The organism is Ruegeria sp. CDSB013 (assembly GCF_059611165.1).
Genome location: NZ_JBXWPA010000013.1, coordinates 25,433 through 41,453, shown reverse-complemented (window position 1 = coordinate 41,453; position 16,021 = coordinate 25,433). Strand labels below are relative to the sequence as shown.

General features: G+C 57.8%; 13 protein-coding genes. 6 read left to right on the top strand and 7 right to left on the bottom strand.

Features of this window, described 5'->3' with window-relative positions; translation table 11 throughout:
- Positions 1-204: 204 nt before the first annotated feature.
- On the top strand, positions 205-564 hold the full coding sequence (locus AC2FJF_RS19300) for a DUF3307 domain-containing protein (protein ID WP_496726880.1): 360 nt from the start codon (positions 205-207) through the stop codon (positions 562-564).
- A 12-nt stretch (positions 565-576) separates the two neighbouring features.
- Here AC2FJF_RS19300 and AC2FJF_RS19295 read toward each other — a convergent pair whose 3' ends face one another.
- The 7 genes from AC2FJF_RS19295 to AC2FJF_RS19265 form a co-directional block, all read right to left on the bottom strand.
- Complete coding sequence (locus tag AC2FJF_RS19295; RefSeq protein WP_496726790.1) at positions 577-1,308, bottom strand: hypothetical protein; 732 nt, start codon at positions 1,306-1,308, stop codon at positions 577-579.
- A gap of 56 nt (positions 1,309-1,364) precedes the next feature.
- Positions 1,365-2,669 (bottom strand): NAD(P)/FAD-dependent oxidoreductase, encoded by a 1,305-nt coding sequence (locus tag AC2FJF_RS19290; RefSeq protein ID WP_496726789.1) that lies wholly within the window; start codon positions 2,667-2,669, stop codon positions 1,365-1,367.
- A complete protein-coding gene (locus AC2FJF_RS19285) occupies positions 2,666-3,340 on the bottom strand; it encodes a TetR/AcrR family transcriptional regulator (RefSeq protein WP_282120739.1) in 675 nt (224 codons plus the stop codon). The genes AC2FJF_RS19290 and AC2FJF_RS19285 overlap by 4 nt, the downstream gene beginning before the upstream one ends.
- A complete protein-coding gene (locus AC2FJF_RS19280; protein ID WP_496726879.1) occupies positions 3,341-4,888 on the bottom strand; it encodes a trimethylamine methyltransferase family protein in 1,548 nt (515 codons plus the stop codon).
- Positions 4,889-4,893: 5 nt separating this feature from the next.
- Complete coding sequence (locus tag AC2FJF_RS19275) at positions 4,894-7,296, bottom strand: GcvT family protein (RefSeq protein ID WP_496726788.1); 2,403 nt, start codon at positions 7,294-7,296, stop codon at positions 4,894-4,896.
- Between the two features lie 112 nt (positions 7,297-7,408).
- Positions 7,409-8,038: a glutathione S-transferase family protein gene (locus tag AC2FJF_RS19270; RefSeq protein WP_496726787.1), complete on the bottom strand. Its 630-nt coding sequence runs from the start codon at positions 8,036-8,038 to the stop codon at positions 7,409-7,411.
- 17 nt (positions 8,039-8,055) lie between these two features.
- Positions 8,056-8,553: a class I SAM-dependent methyltransferase gene (locus AC2FJF_RS19265; RefSeq protein WP_082649262.1), complete on the bottom strand. Its 498-nt coding sequence runs from the start codon at positions 8,551-8,553 to the stop codon at positions 8,056-8,058.
- Between the two features lie 233 nt (positions 8,554-8,786).
- Here AC2FJF_RS19265 and AC2FJF_RS19260 point away from each other — a divergent pair, with 233 nt between their 5' ends.
- Genes AC2FJF_RS19260 through AC2FJF_RS19240 form a run of 5 tightly spaced genes read left to right on the top strand, consistent with a single transcriptional unit; the run spans position 8,787 to position 16,008 of the window.
- Positions 8,787-10,559 (top strand): ABC transporter ATP-binding protein, encoded by a 1,773-nt coding sequence (locus tag AC2FJF_RS19260; protein ID WP_496726786.1) that lies wholly within the window; start codon positions 8,787-8,789, stop codon positions 10,557-10,559.
- On the top strand, positions 10,552-12,462 hold the full coding sequence (locus tag AC2FJF_RS19255; protein ID WP_496726784.1) for an ABC transporter substrate-binding protein: 1,911 nt from the start codon (positions 10,552-10,554) through the stop codon (positions 12,460-12,462). Before AC2FJF_RS19260 ends, AC2FJF_RS19255 begins: the two co-directional genes overlap by 8 nt.
- A 14-nt stretch (positions 12,463-12,476) precedes the next feature.
- A complete protein-coding gene (locus AC2FJF_RS19250) occupies positions 12,477-13,505 on the top strand; it encodes an ABC transporter permease (protein WP_496726783.1) in 1,029 nt (342 codons plus the stop codon).
- Complete coding sequence (locus AC2FJF_RS19245; RefSeq protein WP_496726782.1) at positions 13,502-14,656, top strand: ABC transporter permease; 1,155 nt, start codon at positions 13,502-13,504, stop codon at positions 14,654-14,656. Before AC2FJF_RS19250 ends, AC2FJF_RS19245 begins: the two co-directional genes overlap by 4 nt.
- On the top strand, positions 14,653-16,008 hold the full coding sequence (locus AC2FJF_RS19240) for a CoA transferase (protein ID WP_496726781.1): 1,356 nt from the start codon (positions 14,653-14,655) through the stop codon (positions 16,006-16,008). The genes AC2FJF_RS19245 and AC2FJF_RS19240 overlap by 4 nt, the downstream gene beginning before the upstream one ends.
- The last annotated feature ends 13 nt before the right edge of the window (positions 16,009-16,021 follow it).

The window sequence follows — 16,021 nt, the reverse complement described above, 5'->3', positions numbered from 1 at the left end:
AAACAGTCTTGACGAAAGTGCAGTAAATCCAACACTGTGAATTTACGTTAGTCCAGCCAAAAGAGGCAAATAGTTTCCAGTTTGAACAGTTAATTGCCAAGTGTGAACAAGTTCATTTGCGCAACCACAGATTAGTGCCTAGACTCTGTCTGGGACGATATCGGGAGGACTCATTTGACTGCCAGTATAGGCGCAGTGCTATTGATGCTCTGCTTGTTGCAGATCAAACATATGTTTGCGGATTTTTTTCTCCAGACTCCGAAAATGTTGGCAGGGCGCGGTGAGTATTTCCACCTGGGCCGCGCGCAGCATGCGGGTGTGCATGTCATCGGGTCAGTGATCGTCTTTTTGATTTTTGGCGCGCCGTGGTCTTTTATATTGATCATTGCGGCGCTGGAATGGATTGTTCATTTCAATATTGATTTTGCCAAGGCCAGCTATTCGGACAAAAAACAACTGATGCCAACGCAAGCCGCGTTTTGGCGCGCGGCTGGACTGGACCAGTGCCTGCACAACCTGACTTACATCGCCATGGTCTGGGCCTGGGCTGAATTCGCGACCTGATCAGCGATTGCTTCAGGCGACGTTTTCCAGGGATTGCGGACAATACGCGTCCAGCCACATTCGATCCAAATGGTCGATTCTAGCGGCGTCGAAACGTTCTTCTTCCTCCCAATAGCGACCAGACGAAACGAAGTAATTCAACTGTGCCTCTGCCTGCAGTACCGCTTGCATACCCTTTGTCGAAAGCAGCCTGTCAGACATTAGGGTGTCAGTCGTCACAGAAGGAAAGACCAGCCGGCTTTCACCCTGCGACAGGCGAACCACGCGGCAGTTCTGCGCGGCACCGAACAAAGCCAACCGGGCGGATTTCGCCTCAAGCGATCGCAGCGTCACATCAGCGCGCAAAGGGTCGGCTGCTCCGTTGCCGTAAAAGTGGGTCTGGCCGGAATTCGGGTAAATCATGTCACAGCCAAAAAAGGCCAAGACGGCTGGCTGCAGCGCGGCCAAGGCCCAATAACCAGCCGTAAACGCCATCGTGCCACCGGCATAAACAAATCCGCCAAACTTGTTTTGATGCGGAACGTATTCATCCGCCTCGACGATGCTTTGGCTGCGGACCAGTTCGTCCGGACGATTGCAGATAGGGAAGTCCTCGGGATGGATGAGGAAATCCCAATCGTCGCGGATACGCCAGGCGTTGTTGATTGCAACGATGTGGGTAAACGGATCCCGCGACCACTCCCGAGCTGCAGCGGCGGCCGGTGCACTGCCTAGTATCAGAACGCGATGTGTCAGCTCGGCCATCCTGGGTCCTGTCTTTTTTCAGTTCCCTGGAAGGATAGGGCGATTTTTTTCCTTAACTACCCCAGTACAGAAAAACTGCTTTCTTCGTTGATGGGTCGCTTGCGGGAATAGAACCCGACATCAATGCTCCGCCCGATATAGGGAAGTTCGTATTGCAGCGGCTGCGCATCGTGATCCGCGCCACCTTCGCAATACGCGATCAGGGCGGTCATCATCCTGCCCGCAATCGGAGCATTCTTGTACTGGTTCCCGCTGGTCCCGCAGGCCATGTAGAACCCCGGCAGGCTGGATTTGTCGTAGATCGGAATCCAGTCTGTGGATGCGTCATACAGGTCCACAACTCCGCGTGTTTTAGACGGGATGCCAAGACTTGGGACGCGCTGTGCATACCGCATGGCCTGCGTTGTCCACTGGTCGGTGAAATCGTGATTATAGTTCACATCGTCTTCGCACCATTGATGCGGATCGCATTCGGGGTCTTCCGAGCCAACCAGAATGTGGTTGCCGTGCTCGGGTCGGCAATAGCAGGCAATATCGCTGTCCGAGACAATCGTTCCGTCGTTTTCGAAATCAAACCCCTCGGGTGCGGGGACGTGCACAACCTCTTGCCGCAAGGGGCGGGTTTCGATCGTCATGTCATCCAGAACACCCGCCATCTTATTGATGATCGCCGAGCCGGGGCCCGCGACGTTCACGACGACTTTCGCGTAGATTTCTTCGCCCGAGGCAAGTTTGACACCCGAAACCCGACCGTCGCTGGACAATATCTCGACCACTTCGGCACCAGTGCGCACTTCTGCGCCATGCAGCTTGGCAGCATCCACCAAGTTCTGCGCCGACAAAGCCGGGTCCGTGACGTATCCCGCCTGCGGCCAGAACACACCGCCCTGCATCTTGCGCCCGTTCGGGTGCCCGAATTCCGGATCATCCATCCGGCGCGCCGGTGTGAAACTGTCCTGCGAGTAGATCGGCAGGCGCTCACTGACTTTATCAGGTGACCATTCTTCGAACGGGCAATCCAGATCGGCGCTGTTCTTCATGTGCTTTTCAAGCAAGCCATTGGCATCAGTCTTCATCACTAGACAGCCGGTCTCGCGGAATTGCGCCAGATTAGCATCCTCGGGCAGGCCGAGGTAGTCGGCCCAATCGCGCCAGTAATGGTAGCCTTCCCACGCAAATGCCGTTCCGTCGAAGGTCGAATAATGCATGCGGATAATGGCGCAGGATCCGGCAGTCGAGCCGTGACCGACCTGACTGTTTCGGTCCAGCGACAGGGTTTTCCAGCCCGCTTTCGCCATTTCAAAGGCGATGGCCGCGCCGATCACACCGGTTCCGATGATGATTGCGTCAGGTTGACTCATGAGGCTTCTCCCTTCCAATAGCGCGTTGAATAGGCGCTGAATTCTTCAACTTCTTCGGGCTTGGGCTCAACCCCGGTGAAGACATAAAGGTAATGCGGAACCATTGCGATCCGCGTGGACATTGGTTCGTTCAACTGGGCCAGATCGTACCCGATCTGCATGTAGTACAGAACGCGCGCGCGGGTTTCGGCCTCAACTTCGGAATAGCCGTACCGCGCGAACATGTCGTGAAGCGCTTCGAGCCTGCGCGCATCCGACTGATCGAGCGCCCGGCGTACTTTCCCCGATTTGCGCGCCCAATCCCGGACGGCAAAATCCAGCGCGGTATCGAACAATTCGGTGTTCACCACGCAACGATGCACGTTGCAGACGGCTGCGGTTATCGTATCCGCTGGGGCCTTGGCCTGCGCAACCAAAGCCGCTGTATTCGTCGCATGCCAGCGCGCTAGCAGGGCATCCAAAAGCTCTTGCCGGGATTTGAAGTACCAATAGAAAGACGACCGCGACACGGCCATCCGTTCAGCCAGGTTCAGGACCTTGATCTGATCTACACCGTCCGAGATCAGCACATCCATAGCCACGTTCAGCCAGTCGTCACGCGTGACCTTGATGTTACCAACCAAGGGTTCCGCTTCGGGGTCATCCCGGTGCAGGATGGGTTTTGTGCTCATTCAACTCTCCGGCGGTGCGCCGCCGTCAGCCGTACGGCGCGTAATATAGTCTCGCAAGGCACCAATGCGGTCACTGTCTGTGGGCGGGGCCTTAAAGTCATTCACAATGCCTTTCCAAACCCTGGTTGCGCGATGATTGGCATCCACTGACCCGCGTTCCGTCCAGGTTCCGAAATTTGCGTAATCGTGCAGATGCGGCTCATAGAATTCGGTGTTGTACCGCTCCATCGTCTGGCTCGAGGCAAAGAAGTGCCCGCTTGGTTCGACCTCGCTCAGCGCTGTATCGAAACCGATCTCAGCTTTGCCCGCCTGCGCCCCCGCGCACAGTTCGGCGACCATGTTCAGGACCTCGGCGTCACAGATCATTTTCTCAAAAGAAACGGTCAAGCCACCCTCGAGCCAACCAGCTGAGTGAATGATTACCGTCGCCCCTGCCATTAGACAGCCCCAAAGACCAAACTGGTTTTCATTCGCTGCCTGTACATCGTTGATGTTCGACGCTGATCCGGCAGCTGACCGCCAAGGCAGCCCAAGGTGCCGCGCCAACTGGCCTGCGGCAAGCGAAGCCTGGAAATGTGAGGGTGTTCCAAATGCGGGCGCACCCGATTTCATATCTACGTTGCTGGTGAACGTGCCATAACACACCGGCGCACCCGGTTTGGTCAGCTGTGTCAGCGTCAGCGCCGCTAACGCCTCAGCATGTGAAAGCGTTATTGCCCCGGCCACTGTAATCGGGGCCATCGCGCCCATCAGGGTGAACGGCGTGATGATCGACATCTGTCCATTGCGAGCGAAATCAATCAGCCCCTGCGCCATTGGAATATCCAGCGTGCGCGGGCTGTTCGTATTGATGATCGTATAGCAATGCGCGCCCGCCTGAAACTCATCGTCCGACAGACCACGCGCGATAGAAAGCATTTCAAAGCAATCCATCACCTGCGGCGTCCCGCGTGAGAAAAAGAACGGGAACTTGTCGGTCAGCTCCATCTGCGCCTGCGTCGTGAAGTAGTGGCGCAGATGGGTTGGAACATCCTGCGGCTCGACCTGAGGCGAGATCATCTGGAACACATCGAAATGGTGCGTCAGCTTGAGGAACTCCAGATAGTCCTGTCCAGTGGCCGGGCGACGCCCGCGTTCAAGGTCCGTCGCGTTCGGTGCCCCCGCCCCCGGTTGAAACACCAGGCTGCCCAGCTCAAGTGTGAAGTCCCTGTGCCGCGTGCCAGCATTGCACGCAATCGACTTTGGCGCCGATGCGACGGCCGCCTCAACAATGTCGCGGCCGATGAAGACCATCTCGGTATCTTCATCTGCACGCGCGCCAGCCTTTTCAAATATGCGCCGCGCTTCAAGCAACAGACATTTGACCCCTAGCTCTTGCAGTGTCCGCAGTGCTGTCTCGTGCATTTCCGCAATCTGATCCGCCGGGAAAACCTCCATCAAAGGAAACGGATTTTTGAGTTGTCGGTAGTTCACATCGCGTGTCGGGCCACTGGCGACATCGGCTCCACGTCCGCGCCTTCGTCGCCCGCGTTCAGGTGTTTGCGACATCATCGTCAGCCCCTCATCGCTTTGCCTTGAGGATCGTAAGGCGAAGGTGGGATGACCCGCGCCGAGCGCTCAACGCCAACTACGTGCACCGACAATTCTGTCCCCGGCTCGGCCTTTTCGCGGTTGACTAACGCCATTGCCAGCGACTTTCCAGTGTAGTGTCCATACCCGCCCGAAGTGACGAAGCCCACGCGCTCATCGCCTGCCCAAACGGGTTCGTATCCGCTGGCGTCCGCGTCTGCGGCGTCCACTTCCAGTGTTACCTGAACCTGCGCCGGACCATTGCCGTCACGTTCTGCGACTGCCGCATCCTTTCCGACAAAATCCTTGTCCCAGTCGATCCAGCGATCCATTCCGGTCATGCCCGGAGTGTAGAGCTGCGTGAATTCTGCAGACCAGATGCCAAAACTCTTTTCCAGCCGCGTTGACAGCATCGCGTTGAAGCCACATTCGCGAACACCTTCATCTGCCCCGGCCTCCAGCAACATACGGCGTAGCTTGATGTGGTCTCCGTAGCGGCAGTTGATCTCGTATCCTTTCTCGCCGGTCACAGACATGCGGGCAACACGTGCGCGAACGAGCCCGATGTCGAAATCACCGCAGCCCATGAATTTGAGGTCCGAGATGTCCTGTTCGGCCAGTTTTTCCACAACCGCTTGCGATTTGGGACCGACTACGGCGAAACCGCAATATTCCTCGCCCAGATCCCGGACAGTAACGCCGTCGATCATGTGATCGTCAAACCAGCGCATGTGCCAAGCCCGCAGGTAATAGCTGCCCATGATCCACCAGGTACCATCGCCCCAGTTCAGAACGGTCAAGTCCCCCTTGAGCCGCCCATTTTCACCCAGCATAGGCGCCAGCTTTGCGCGACCCGGCGCAGGTAGTTTCGAGGCCATGACTTTGTCGAGCCACACTTCTGCATTTGGTCCCGAGACCTCGAACCGCGAAAAGCCCGAGATGTCCAACAAACCAGCACCTTCGCGGATCACCTTGCATTCCTCGGCGACGATGTCATGCGCGTTCGAGCGCTTGAGCGTCGGTGTTTCCTCGAACCCTTTCGGCGCGAAATACAGCGGCACTTCAAGATCCCAACTGACGCCCCATTTGCAACCCGCATCCGTCATCGCGTCGTGCGCCGGGGCCATCTTTAGCGGTCGACCCGCGGGCAATTGCTCGTTCGGGTAGGTCATAACAAAGCGACGGGAATAAAACTGGCCCGTGGTTTCACGGATGTATCGCTTGTTCTGTGCAAAATCGCCAAAGCGTGCCACATCCATCGGCCAGGCATCCGCCTCGGGCTCGCCATGGATCATCCATTCGGCCAGTGTCTTGCCGACGCCCCCGCCCTGCAGGAAACCTGCCATAACCGCGCAGGCCGACCAGTAGCCGCGCTTGCCCGGCACCGGACCGACCAGCGGATTGCCATCGGGGGCAAAGGTGAAGGCACCGTTTACCCAAGTCTTGATGCCCACGTTCTGGATCGACGGATAACGTTCAAAGCCAAGCGTCAGCTCATTCTCGATCCGGTCGAGCTGTTCCTGAAACAGCTCTTCACCATAGCTCCACGGCGCGCCGTCCATCGCCCAGTGTTCATGATCGACCTCATAAATCCCGACCAGAACGCCTTTTTGGTCCTGCCGCATATAGGTGAACCCTTCGAGATCGACGGTCATTGGCATCTCGAATTTGGCCTCAGCGACCTCAGGCACTGTATCGGTGATCAAGTAGTGGTGCTTCAGCGGAGACACCGGCAGTTCCACCCCCGCCATGCGCCCCACCTGCTTGGCCCAGAGGCCAGCAGCGTTAACCACGTGTTCACAAGTGATCGTGCCGTTGTCGGTGACAACCTGCCAGCCATCGTCGGTTTGGATCAGTTCCTCGACCTTGGTTTCTTCATAATATTCCGCGCCGCGTTTCTTGGCCGCTGTTGCATAGGCCTGCACCGTACCGGTCGTGTCGATATAGCCCTCGCGGTCAGCCCACATCGCGCCCAATACGCCGTCGGTCGACATGATCGGGCAGCGCCTTTGCGCCTCCTCCGGAGAAAGCAATTCGCAGTCGTCAATGCCGATAGACTGGAAAATGCGATAGTTTGCTTGCAACCACTCCCAACGCTCTGGCGTTCCCGCTAACGTCAGACCACCGGTCATGTGCAGACCGATATTCTGGCCGGATTCCTTTTCGATCTCGCTGAGCAGGTCGATAGTATACGCCTGCAAGGATGCCATGTTTGGGTCCGCATTCAGAGCGTGAATGCCGCCAGCCGCATGCCAGGACGAGCCGGACGCCAGCCGCCGCCGTTCCAGCATAACCACATCCGTCCAGCCAAACTTGGCCAGATGATACAGAACCGAGGCGCCCACGACGCCGCCCCCGATGACCACAACGCGATACTGAGATTTCATCCCGTCCTCCACTGCATGACTAAGGAAGGACGCTAGTGGCACTGTTCACTTCTGTCTAGACATTTCTGTACAGTTCCGCGCAAGCGAAGAAACGGCCTCGGATCAGCAGTTTCTAGAGCTGAGCGCTGGGACGGGATGCGACCTTGTCGAACCATGCTAAAGTGGCAGTATTTTCTTGTGGAATCCGTTTCTTGATCACGCGGGCAAAGTCCACAAAGACAAAGGTGGAAATGTCCGCCAGAGTGAAGTCGGCACCTGCGATAAACGGGCTTTCGCCCAGCCGCTGTTCGAGCAGCGAAAAGAAATGATCAACCCGCGCGGACCCTCGCTGAGCCAGTTCCGGAATTTGCTGGTGATTCACTGGACCCGGAATCGCCCTGTCGGCAAAGGCCGGATGCGTGTTGCGCAAGGCCTCGGCAACAGGCATGCCGCCCTGTTGTTCGACAATGCTGTTCCACATCAGAACCTGCCCCTTTTCATCCGGAGTGCGGCCCATCAAAGGTGGCTCAGGAAACCGCGCCTCAAGATAAGCGGCGATCCCGAGATTCTCGGTTAGCGTGCTGCCCTCATCCGTCACCAACACGGGGACAGTTGCGTTCGGGTTCACCGCGCGAAATTCGTCGCTGAGTTGCTCGCCTTTGCCGATCGAGATTTCTCGGGTTTCGATATCCAAACCCTTTTCGGCAATGAACATGCGCGCGCGCCGCGGGTTGGGGGCCGTGGAACAATCATAAAAAAGCATCAGGTTCTCCCACCCTGTCAGCGGCGATAAATGAAACAGCGCCCCTCGACGGCCCCTTCAGGAAGGGACACTTCGGTCAAGGTATCAAAATACATCCGGTCGCTGGACACCATCAAACCACCCTCGGCTAATAGCGGCTCGATCAATGGTGAGACAAATCTGGCGAAGTCGTCGTTCTTTTTGCGGTTGTGACCGCCCAAGTCCGCGTGGATCAGACTGGCCGTGGCTCCGAACCGATCCACCGAGGCCGGTAGTGTTTCTCGCACATCCCCCAAAATCACCCGATCTGCGGGCGGCGTGGAATCCGGATGCGACGCCACGGCGCGCTCGAACACATAAACAGGTCGACCTGAAATATATTGCACCATGTGATGATAGGTGCGCCCGTTGCCCAACCCCAGTTCGAACACTGGCCCAGGCATTCCTTTGGTTTCAGAGATGGCGAAATCCAGACAGGCCCGTTGGGACACCATACGGTCGATGAACAGATCCAGGCGGCTTTGGTTGTCGGGCACGGGGAAATCTCTCCTTGATATCAGTCAGCTCATGATTTGGGGCCGACACCGCATGTGATGACAAATCCTCAAGGATTTGTGTAGGTAAATTGGCCTAAGTTTCACATTTTCGCGACAATTCGGCCCAAGAACGGGTTTGACTACACAGGCACAACCGCGCGAGACTAAGTCAAAAAACACAGGGAGTTGAATACGCCGATGTCGAACCACGGACGAACGGGTGGAAAACCCGCATGACTGCGTTGTTGTCCGTCAGAGACCTCAGCATCGGTTTTGGTGCGGGCGACTCAGTTGTCAAAGGTGTCAACTTTGATGTCGAGGCTGGGCAGACATTGGCTCTGGTCGGTGAATCCGGATCGGGAAAAACCATCTCGTGCCGGGCGGCCTTGCGTATTCTGCCACGTGCCGCGCAAATCCGCAGTGGCACGATAACCCTGAACGATTCAAAAGGCTTCGAGGATCTGACCAAGATCAGCGAACGCCAGATGCGCGACATTCGCGGCAATCGGGTTTCGATGATTTTTCAAGAACCGATGCGATCACTATCCCCGTTGCACAAGATCGGCAATCAGGTCAGCGAGGTCTTGTGGCTGCATCGGAGCGCGTCCGAGGCGCAAGCCCGCAAAGAGGTCCTGACCCAATTCGAACGCGTGGGCTTTCCTGATCCGCAGCGTGCGTATGATTCTTACCCGTTCGAGTTGTCGGGCGGCATGCGCCAGCGCGCCATGATTGCGATGGCAATGGTTTCCAAGCCGGAACTGCTGATCGCAGATGAGCCGACGACCGCGCTGGACGTAACGACACAAGCGCAGGTCCTGGGGCTGATTAAGGAGTTGCAGCGCGAGACGGGCATGGCCCTGATCCTTGTGACACACGACCTTGGGGTTGTTGCCAATATGGCGGAACAGGTTGTCGTCATGCACAAAGGCCGGGTGATGGAAGCTGGTGCCGCCGCGCCAATCCTCAGCGCCCCAGCGCACCCCTACACACAACAATTGTTCAACGCGGCCCCTGCGATTCCAGACGAAGATTCGGTCGGGCTGCCGATGCCGGATGAGGACCTCATTCTACAGATGAAGGGGGTGTCCAAGACCTACACTATGCGGTCCAGCAGGGGCTGGCAGGGGGACAAGCTGATCTATGCCTGCCGAGGTGTGGACCTGAATCTGGCCCGCGGCAAAACACTGGCAATCGTCGGCGAAAGTGGCTCGGGCAAAACAACGGCGGCGCGGATCGCCCTTGGCGCGGAACTGCCCGATCCGGGTGGCGAGGTTCTGTTTCGCACCTCGCCAGGCGAAGACCCGATCACCGTGCACCACATGAACCGCTCTCAGCGCACGGCCTTTCAACGCAAGGCGCAGATGGTGTTTCAGGACCCGTACAGCTCGCTCAGTCCGCGGATGCGCATTCAAGACGCGCTGACCGAGCCTTTGGAAATCCACTCCATTGGTTCGACCGCCGAACAGCGGGACAAAGCGGTCGAGATGCTGCAGCGTGTGGGACTGAATGGTGATATGCTCAAACGCTACCCACACGCCTTTTCCGGCGGACAACGGCAACGCCTGTCGATTGCGCGGGCGATGATGCTGGACCCGCAGCTGATTGTCTGTGACGAACCGACATCGGCACTGGATGTATCGGTTCAGGAACAGATCCTGACCTTGCTGGAAAACCTGCAGGACCGGTTGAACCTGTCCTACCTGTTCATCTCGCACGACCTTGCGGTTGTGGCGCGCATTGCCGACGAAGTGGCCGTGATGCGCCGGGGTCTTGTCGTCGAACAGGCCCCGCCCGAGACACTGTTTTATAACCCCCGACACCCTTACACCAAGGCGCTGATTGCCGCCCAACCAGAACCCGACATCAACCGGCCCATCGACCTTAAACTGGTTGCGTTGGGCGCTGGTTCACCAGACAGTTGGGATGACACCTTCCGATTTACGGACTCCGTGATACCCTCACTGGTAGAGATGGAGCCCGGCCATAAGGTACGATGCCATGTTTAAAACCACTCGCCCGCTTATTCTGGCTGCCACGTTGGCTGCCACTTTGGTCCTGCCCGCCACGGCAGGAACACCGACCCCTCAAGAAAGCGAATTCTGGAAAGCCGAAGTAAACGCCGGGAACCTGCCACCGGTCGCAGAGCGCCTGCCAGCCGAACCTCTGATCGTGGATCTGGCAGCCAAAGGCCGCGAGTTTGGTGCCCCTGGCGGCACGCTTCGCACAATGGTGACCCGGTCAAAAGACATCCGCCAGATGGTCGTTTACGGGTATGCGCGATTGGTTGGGTTTGACGAAAACTACGAAATCGTCCCTGATCTGCTGGAGTCCTATGAAAACGAAGGCAATCGAAAGTTCACACTGCATCTGCGTGACGGGCACAAGTGGTCCGATGGATCGCCGTTCACATCCGAAGACTTTCGTTATTGGTGGGAAGACGTTGCCAACAATGAAATGCTCAGCCCGTCTGGCCCACCGGATTTCCTTATTGTTGAAGGCAAAACGCCAACCGTGACCTTCCCGGACGAGACGACTATTGTCTTTGCGTGGGAAGACCCAAATCCTGATTTCCTGCAATCGCTGGCCCAAGCGCGCCCGCCATTCATTTACCGACCGTCTGAATTCCTCAAACAGTATCACGAGAAGTTTGCAGATGCTGAAGACCTCGCCTTTCAGGTCGAAGACGCACGGGTCAAAAGCTGGGCGGCGCTGCACAACAAGCTGGACAACCTCTACAAGTTCGACAACCACGAACTCCCGACGCTGCAGCCTTGGCTGAATGCAAGTTCGGGCAAGAAGATCCGCCACAATTTCGTTCGCAACCCATATTATCACCGCATCGATTCCAACGGCATTCAGTTGCCCTATATCGACGTCGTCGAAATGGAAATCGTCGCGGCTGGCTTGGTCGCGGCCAAGACCAACGCTGGCGAGACTGATCTGCAGGGGCGCGGTCTGGCGTTTCGCGATGCATCTATCCTGAAAAAGGGCGAAGCCGGCGGAGACTACAAAACCTTGTTGTGGAAAACCGGTGTCGCATCGCAAATCGCGATCTACCCGAACCTGAACTACTCGGATGAGATCTGGCGCGACGTTCTGCGCGATGTTCGTGTTCGGCGGGCGCTGTCCCTGGCTATCGACCGCAAAACCATCAATCAAGCGCTGTATTTCAAGCTGGCCCATCCCGGTGCGATGTCCGTTTTACCCGCGTCTCCGTTCTATGACGAGGAAAACGCAAAGGCCTGGGCGCAGTACGACGTTGAGATGGCCAATGCCCTTCTGGACGAGGCTGGCCTGGCCGAGCGCAATAAAAACGGCATTCGCCTGCTGCCGGATGGCCGCCCGATGGAACTGATCATCGAAACCGCCGGTGAAAGGCAAGAAGTTGAGAACGCGCTTCAGATCGTCACCGATACATGGCGTGAAATCGGTGTGGACCTGATCATGCGCCCACTGGACCGGGACATTCTGCGCAACCGCGTATTTTCAGGCAACACCATGGCCTCAGTTTGGTTCGGCTGGGATGACGGTATACCGCAGGCGCACACATCCCCTGCTTATTTGGCCCCCACGGATCAGGTGTTTCTGGCCTGGCCCAAATGGGGACAATTTTACCAGACCGGCGGCGACGTTGGTGAAGCGCCTGACATGCCCGAGGCCGAGCGTTTGATGCAACTGGCACATGATTGGGAGGTTGCCACCACCGACGAAGAGCGCAAGGCAGTCTGGACCGAGATGTTGAAAATCCACGCTGACCAGCTTTTCGCCATCGGAATTCTGAACGGCGCACCGCAGCCTATCGTAGTGTCCAACCGTCTGCGCAACGTGCCCGAGCAAGGCATGTGGGCATGGGAGCCCGGCGCACATTTTGGCATTCACCGCCCCGACGAATTCTTTTTCGCCGACTAATCAGGAGCAGCTAAATGGTAATGCTGCGCTATGCGGTGTATCGCTTTTTCACGATGCTGCTGACTTTGCTGGTGGTGTCGGTTCTGATCTTCGTGATCATCAACCTTCCACCCGGCGATTATCTGAGCAATCAGATCGCGGAATTGCAGGCATCCGGCCAGTCCGCCGGGGTGGCCAAGGCCGAGTTCCTGCGCGCGGAGTACGCTCTGGATCGCCCCGTATGGGAGCAATACCTGATCTGGATGGGGTTCTGGCCCGGTCCGCACGGGTTCGAAGGCCTGCTGCAAGGCAACTACGGCTGGTCCTTTGAATTCGACCGCCCCGTGGCCGAAATCGTTGGTGATACTTTGTGGCTGACGGTTGTGGTCAATCTGGCCGCTATCCTGTTTGTTTACGCCGTTGCCCTGCCGCTGGGTGTCCTCGCTGCAGCAAAATCGCGGACCTGGATCGACTATACGTCGGCCTTTGTTGGCTATCTTGGTCTGGCGACGCCCAATTTCCTGCTGGCGTTAATCCTGTTCTACTACGGCCACCGTTACTTCAACCTGCCCATCGGCGGCCTGATGGACCCATCGTTCGAAGGCCAGGCCATGAGCTGGGAAAAGCTGAAGTCCATTCTTGTCCACCTGATCGTGCCGACTTTCGTCATTGGCACATCTGGCGCATCAGCCATGATGCAACGCCTGCGCGCGAACATGCTGGATGAGCTCGGCAAGCCTTATGTTGAGACGGCCATCGCCAAGGGCATGGCCCCGTCGCGGATGTTGACAAAGTACCCGCTGCGCGTGGCGTTCAACCCCTTTGTTGCGGATATCGGGAACCTGCTGCCGTCGATGGTATCCGGATCGGTTCTGGTTTCGGTCGTGCTTGGCCTGCAAACCATCGGCCCGACCTTGCTGACGGCACTCAAAACCCAGGACCAATTTCTGTCTGCCTTCATTTTGATGTTCGTGGCCTTGCTGACCCTGATCGGCACCATGATCTCTGATATCTTGCTGGTCATGTTGGACCCGCGCATTCGGTACGAGGGGCGTGAAGCGTGACCAAACACACCGACGGTCGCTTTGTCGACGATGCACCTTTCGACGCGGATGCCGCCTTACAGCAGTTAGAGCGCGCCGATCTGGACGCACCCAACTGGGTTCTGGTCTGGCGGAAGTTCAAAACCCATAAGCTGGGTTTGATTTCAGGCGTTTTCCTGCTGTTCTGCTACCTGATGCTGCCCTTTGCTGGATTCATCGCCCCCTACGGTCCGAATGAACGAAACGGTGAACACCTTTACGCCCCACCACAAAGCATCAATTGGTTCCACGATGGCTCCTTCATCGGCCCGCATGTCTATCCGATCGTGGCCGAAGCTGATCTTGAGACCTTTCAGTGGAAATTCGTGCCCGACACAGAAGACCCTCGCCCGATCCGCTTTTTCTGCGAGGGAGCCGAGTACAGGCTTGCTGGGCTTGTAAAATCGGACACCCACCTGTTCTGCGCGCCAGAGGGCGCGACACTGTTCCTTTGGGGATCCGATCGTCTGGGCCGCGATGTGTTCAGCCGCATTCTGTACGGTGCGCAGCTGTCGCTGACTGTCGGCCTGATCGGCATTTCGGTATCGTTCACCCTTGGCATCTTTTTTGGATCAATCGCGGGGTATTTCGGCGGCAAGATCGATTGGGTCATCAACCGCGTGATCGAGGTATTGCGCTCGCTACCTGAACTGCCGCTGTGGCTTGCTCTATCGGCGGCGGTGCCCTCAAACTGGAGCCCGGTTGCTGTTTTCTTCATCATCTCGATCATCCTCGGGATTCTCGATTGGCCCGGCCTCGCCCGTTCGGTACGCGCAAAATTCCTGTCCCTCAGGGAAGAGGAATACGTCCGCGCCGCCGAGATGATGGGTGCAAGTTCGGGCCGTGTCATCCGTAAGCACTTGCTGCCGAACTTTATGTCTCACCTGATTGCCTCGGCCACATTGTCAATACCGGCCATGATCCTCGGGGAAACCGCGCTCAGCTTCCTGGGTCTTGGCCTGCGGGCCCCGGCCGTCAGTTGGGGTGTGATGTTGAACGATGCGCAGAACCTGGCCTCGATCGAGATATACCCCTGGACGGCAATCCCGATGCTACCGATTATCGTGATCGTGCTGGCATTCAATTTTCTGGGTGACGGGCTGCGTGACAGTCTGGATCCATACCAGCAATGAGCTTGATTTCAGCCCTTCCTGCAACCGACGGATACCGCAAAACGGGCGCCGGGGCTTGGTCCAGCGTCTACGCGGTGTCTGAACTGGCGACGGCAACCTTTGGCGCGGTGGGTCAGGAACTGGCTCGTCTGATGACGGCGCTGAACCTGTCGCCCAGTGCCCCGGATGTGTCTGTGGATCACCGGCTGGCCTCGCTTTGGTATCAATACTCCTTCAAGCCCAATGGTTGGGAGATGCCTAGTCTCTGGGATGCGGTCGCGGGGGATTACCAGACTGCGGATGGTTGGATCAGGCTGCACACTAACCTGCCCCGCCACCGGGCGGCGGCACTTAAGGTCCTTGAGGTCAAAGCAGATCGGGACGCGGTCTCTCAGGCGGTGCGGCGATGGTCCGCCAGCGAGCTGGAATCGGCAATCGTGGCCCAGGGTGGCGTTTCCGCGGCCATGCGCAGCCGGGCAGTGTGGTTAGAGCATCCGCAAGGTCGGGCCGTGTCCCGCGATCCACTGATCGGTTGGCACAGCCCGCGACAGATCAAACTGCGAGATCGATCCGAGGCCACGGTTGAGCGCCCTTTGGCAGGGCTGCGCGTCCTCGACCTGACGCGCGTGCTGGCTGGGCCGGTTTCAACGCGAACCCTCGCCGGTTTTGGCGCTGACGTTCTGCGTGTCGACCCGCCCGGTTGGGACGAACCCGGTGTCATACCCGACATCTCATTGGGTAAATCCTGCACTTACCTCGATCTGAAATCGCCCTCAGGTTTGGAAAAGCTGCAAGAGTTGTTGTCTCAGGCCGATGTGTTCGTCCACGGGTATCGCCCCGGTGCTTTGGATGCGCTCGGCCTGACCAGGGCCAAGCGCGATGAATTGGCCCCAAACCGGGTCGAAGTCACATTGGACGCTTATGGCTGGCAGGGCCCATGGGCCGCGCGGCGCGGGTTCGACAGCCTCGTTCAGATGAGCGCGGGTATAGCGGATGCGGGCCGTGACTGGGCAAATGCGGATAAACCAACACCATTGCCGGTTCAGGCGCTGGATCATGCAACCGGCTATCTGATGGCCGCCGCCGTGCTATCCGCCTTGGCTGAGGCCGCCTCGGGCAACGCGATCATGCTGGGCCAGCTCTCGCTCGCACGCACGGCCGAGTTGTTGGCCATTCTCGGCAAGTCCGACGCGAAAGAAGTCATCACCGGTGCCAGCCCGTCAGACTACAGCCAAGCTCTCGAAGACTCTGGCTGGGGCTCTGGTCACCGGCTGAAACCTGCTCTGACCGTTGGCGAGGCCAAGATGTTCTGGGACAAGCCTGCACCTAGACTAGGCACGTCGGCTCCGGTCTGGGCCACGGCCATCACCTGAGCCAACCGCCGCG

What these genes read in the sequence shown, in the direction of transcription:
- AC2FJF_RS19300 (WP_496726880.1), top strand. Translation starts at nt 205, where the DNA reads ATGCTCTGCTTGTTGCAGATCAAACATATGTTTGCGGATTTTTTTCTC.
- AC2FJF_RS19295 (WP_496726790.1), bottom strand. Translation starts at nt 1,308, where the DNA reads ATGGCCGAGCTGACACATCGCGTTCTGATACTAGGCAGTGCACCGGCC.
- AC2FJF_RS19290 (WP_496726789.1), bottom strand. Translation starts at nt 2,669, where the DNA reads ATGAGTCAACCTGACGCAATCATCATCGGAACCGGTGTGATCGGCGCG.
- AC2FJF_RS19285 (WP_282120739.1), bottom strand. Translation starts at nt 3,340, where the DNA reads ATGAGCACAAAACCCATCCTGCACCGGGATGACCCCGAAGCGGAACCC.
- AC2FJF_RS19280 (WP_496726879.1), bottom strand. Translation starts at nt 4,888, where the DNA reads ATGTCGCAAACACCTGAACGCGGGCGACGAAGGCGCGGACGTGGAGCC.
- AC2FJF_RS19275 (WP_496726788.1), bottom strand. Translation starts at nt 7,296, where the DNA reads ATGAAATCTCAGTATCGCGTTGTGGTCATCGGGGGCGGCGTCGTGGGC.
- AC2FJF_RS19270 (WP_496726787.1), bottom strand. Translation starts at nt 8,038, where the DNA reads ATGCTTTTTTATGATTGTTCCACGGCCCCCAACCCGCGGCGCGCGCGC.
- AC2FJF_RS19260 (WP_496726786.1), top strand. Translation starts at nt 8,787, where the DNA reads ATGACTGCGTTGTTGTCCGTCAGAGACCTCAGCATCGGTTTTGGTGCG.
- AC2FJF_RS19255 (WP_496726784.1), top strand. Translation starts at nt 10,552, where the DNA reads ATGTTTAAAACCACTCGCCCGCTTATTCTGGCTGCCACGTTGGCTGCC.
- AC2FJF_RS19250 (WP_496726783.1), top strand. Translation starts at nt 12,477, where the DNA reads ATGGTAATGCTGCGCTATGCGGTGTATCGCTTTTTCACGATGCTGCTG.
- AC2FJF_RS19240 (WP_496726781.1), top strand. Translation starts at nt 14,653, where the DNA reads ATGAGCTTGATTTCAGCCCTTCCTGCAACCGACGGATACCGCAAAACG.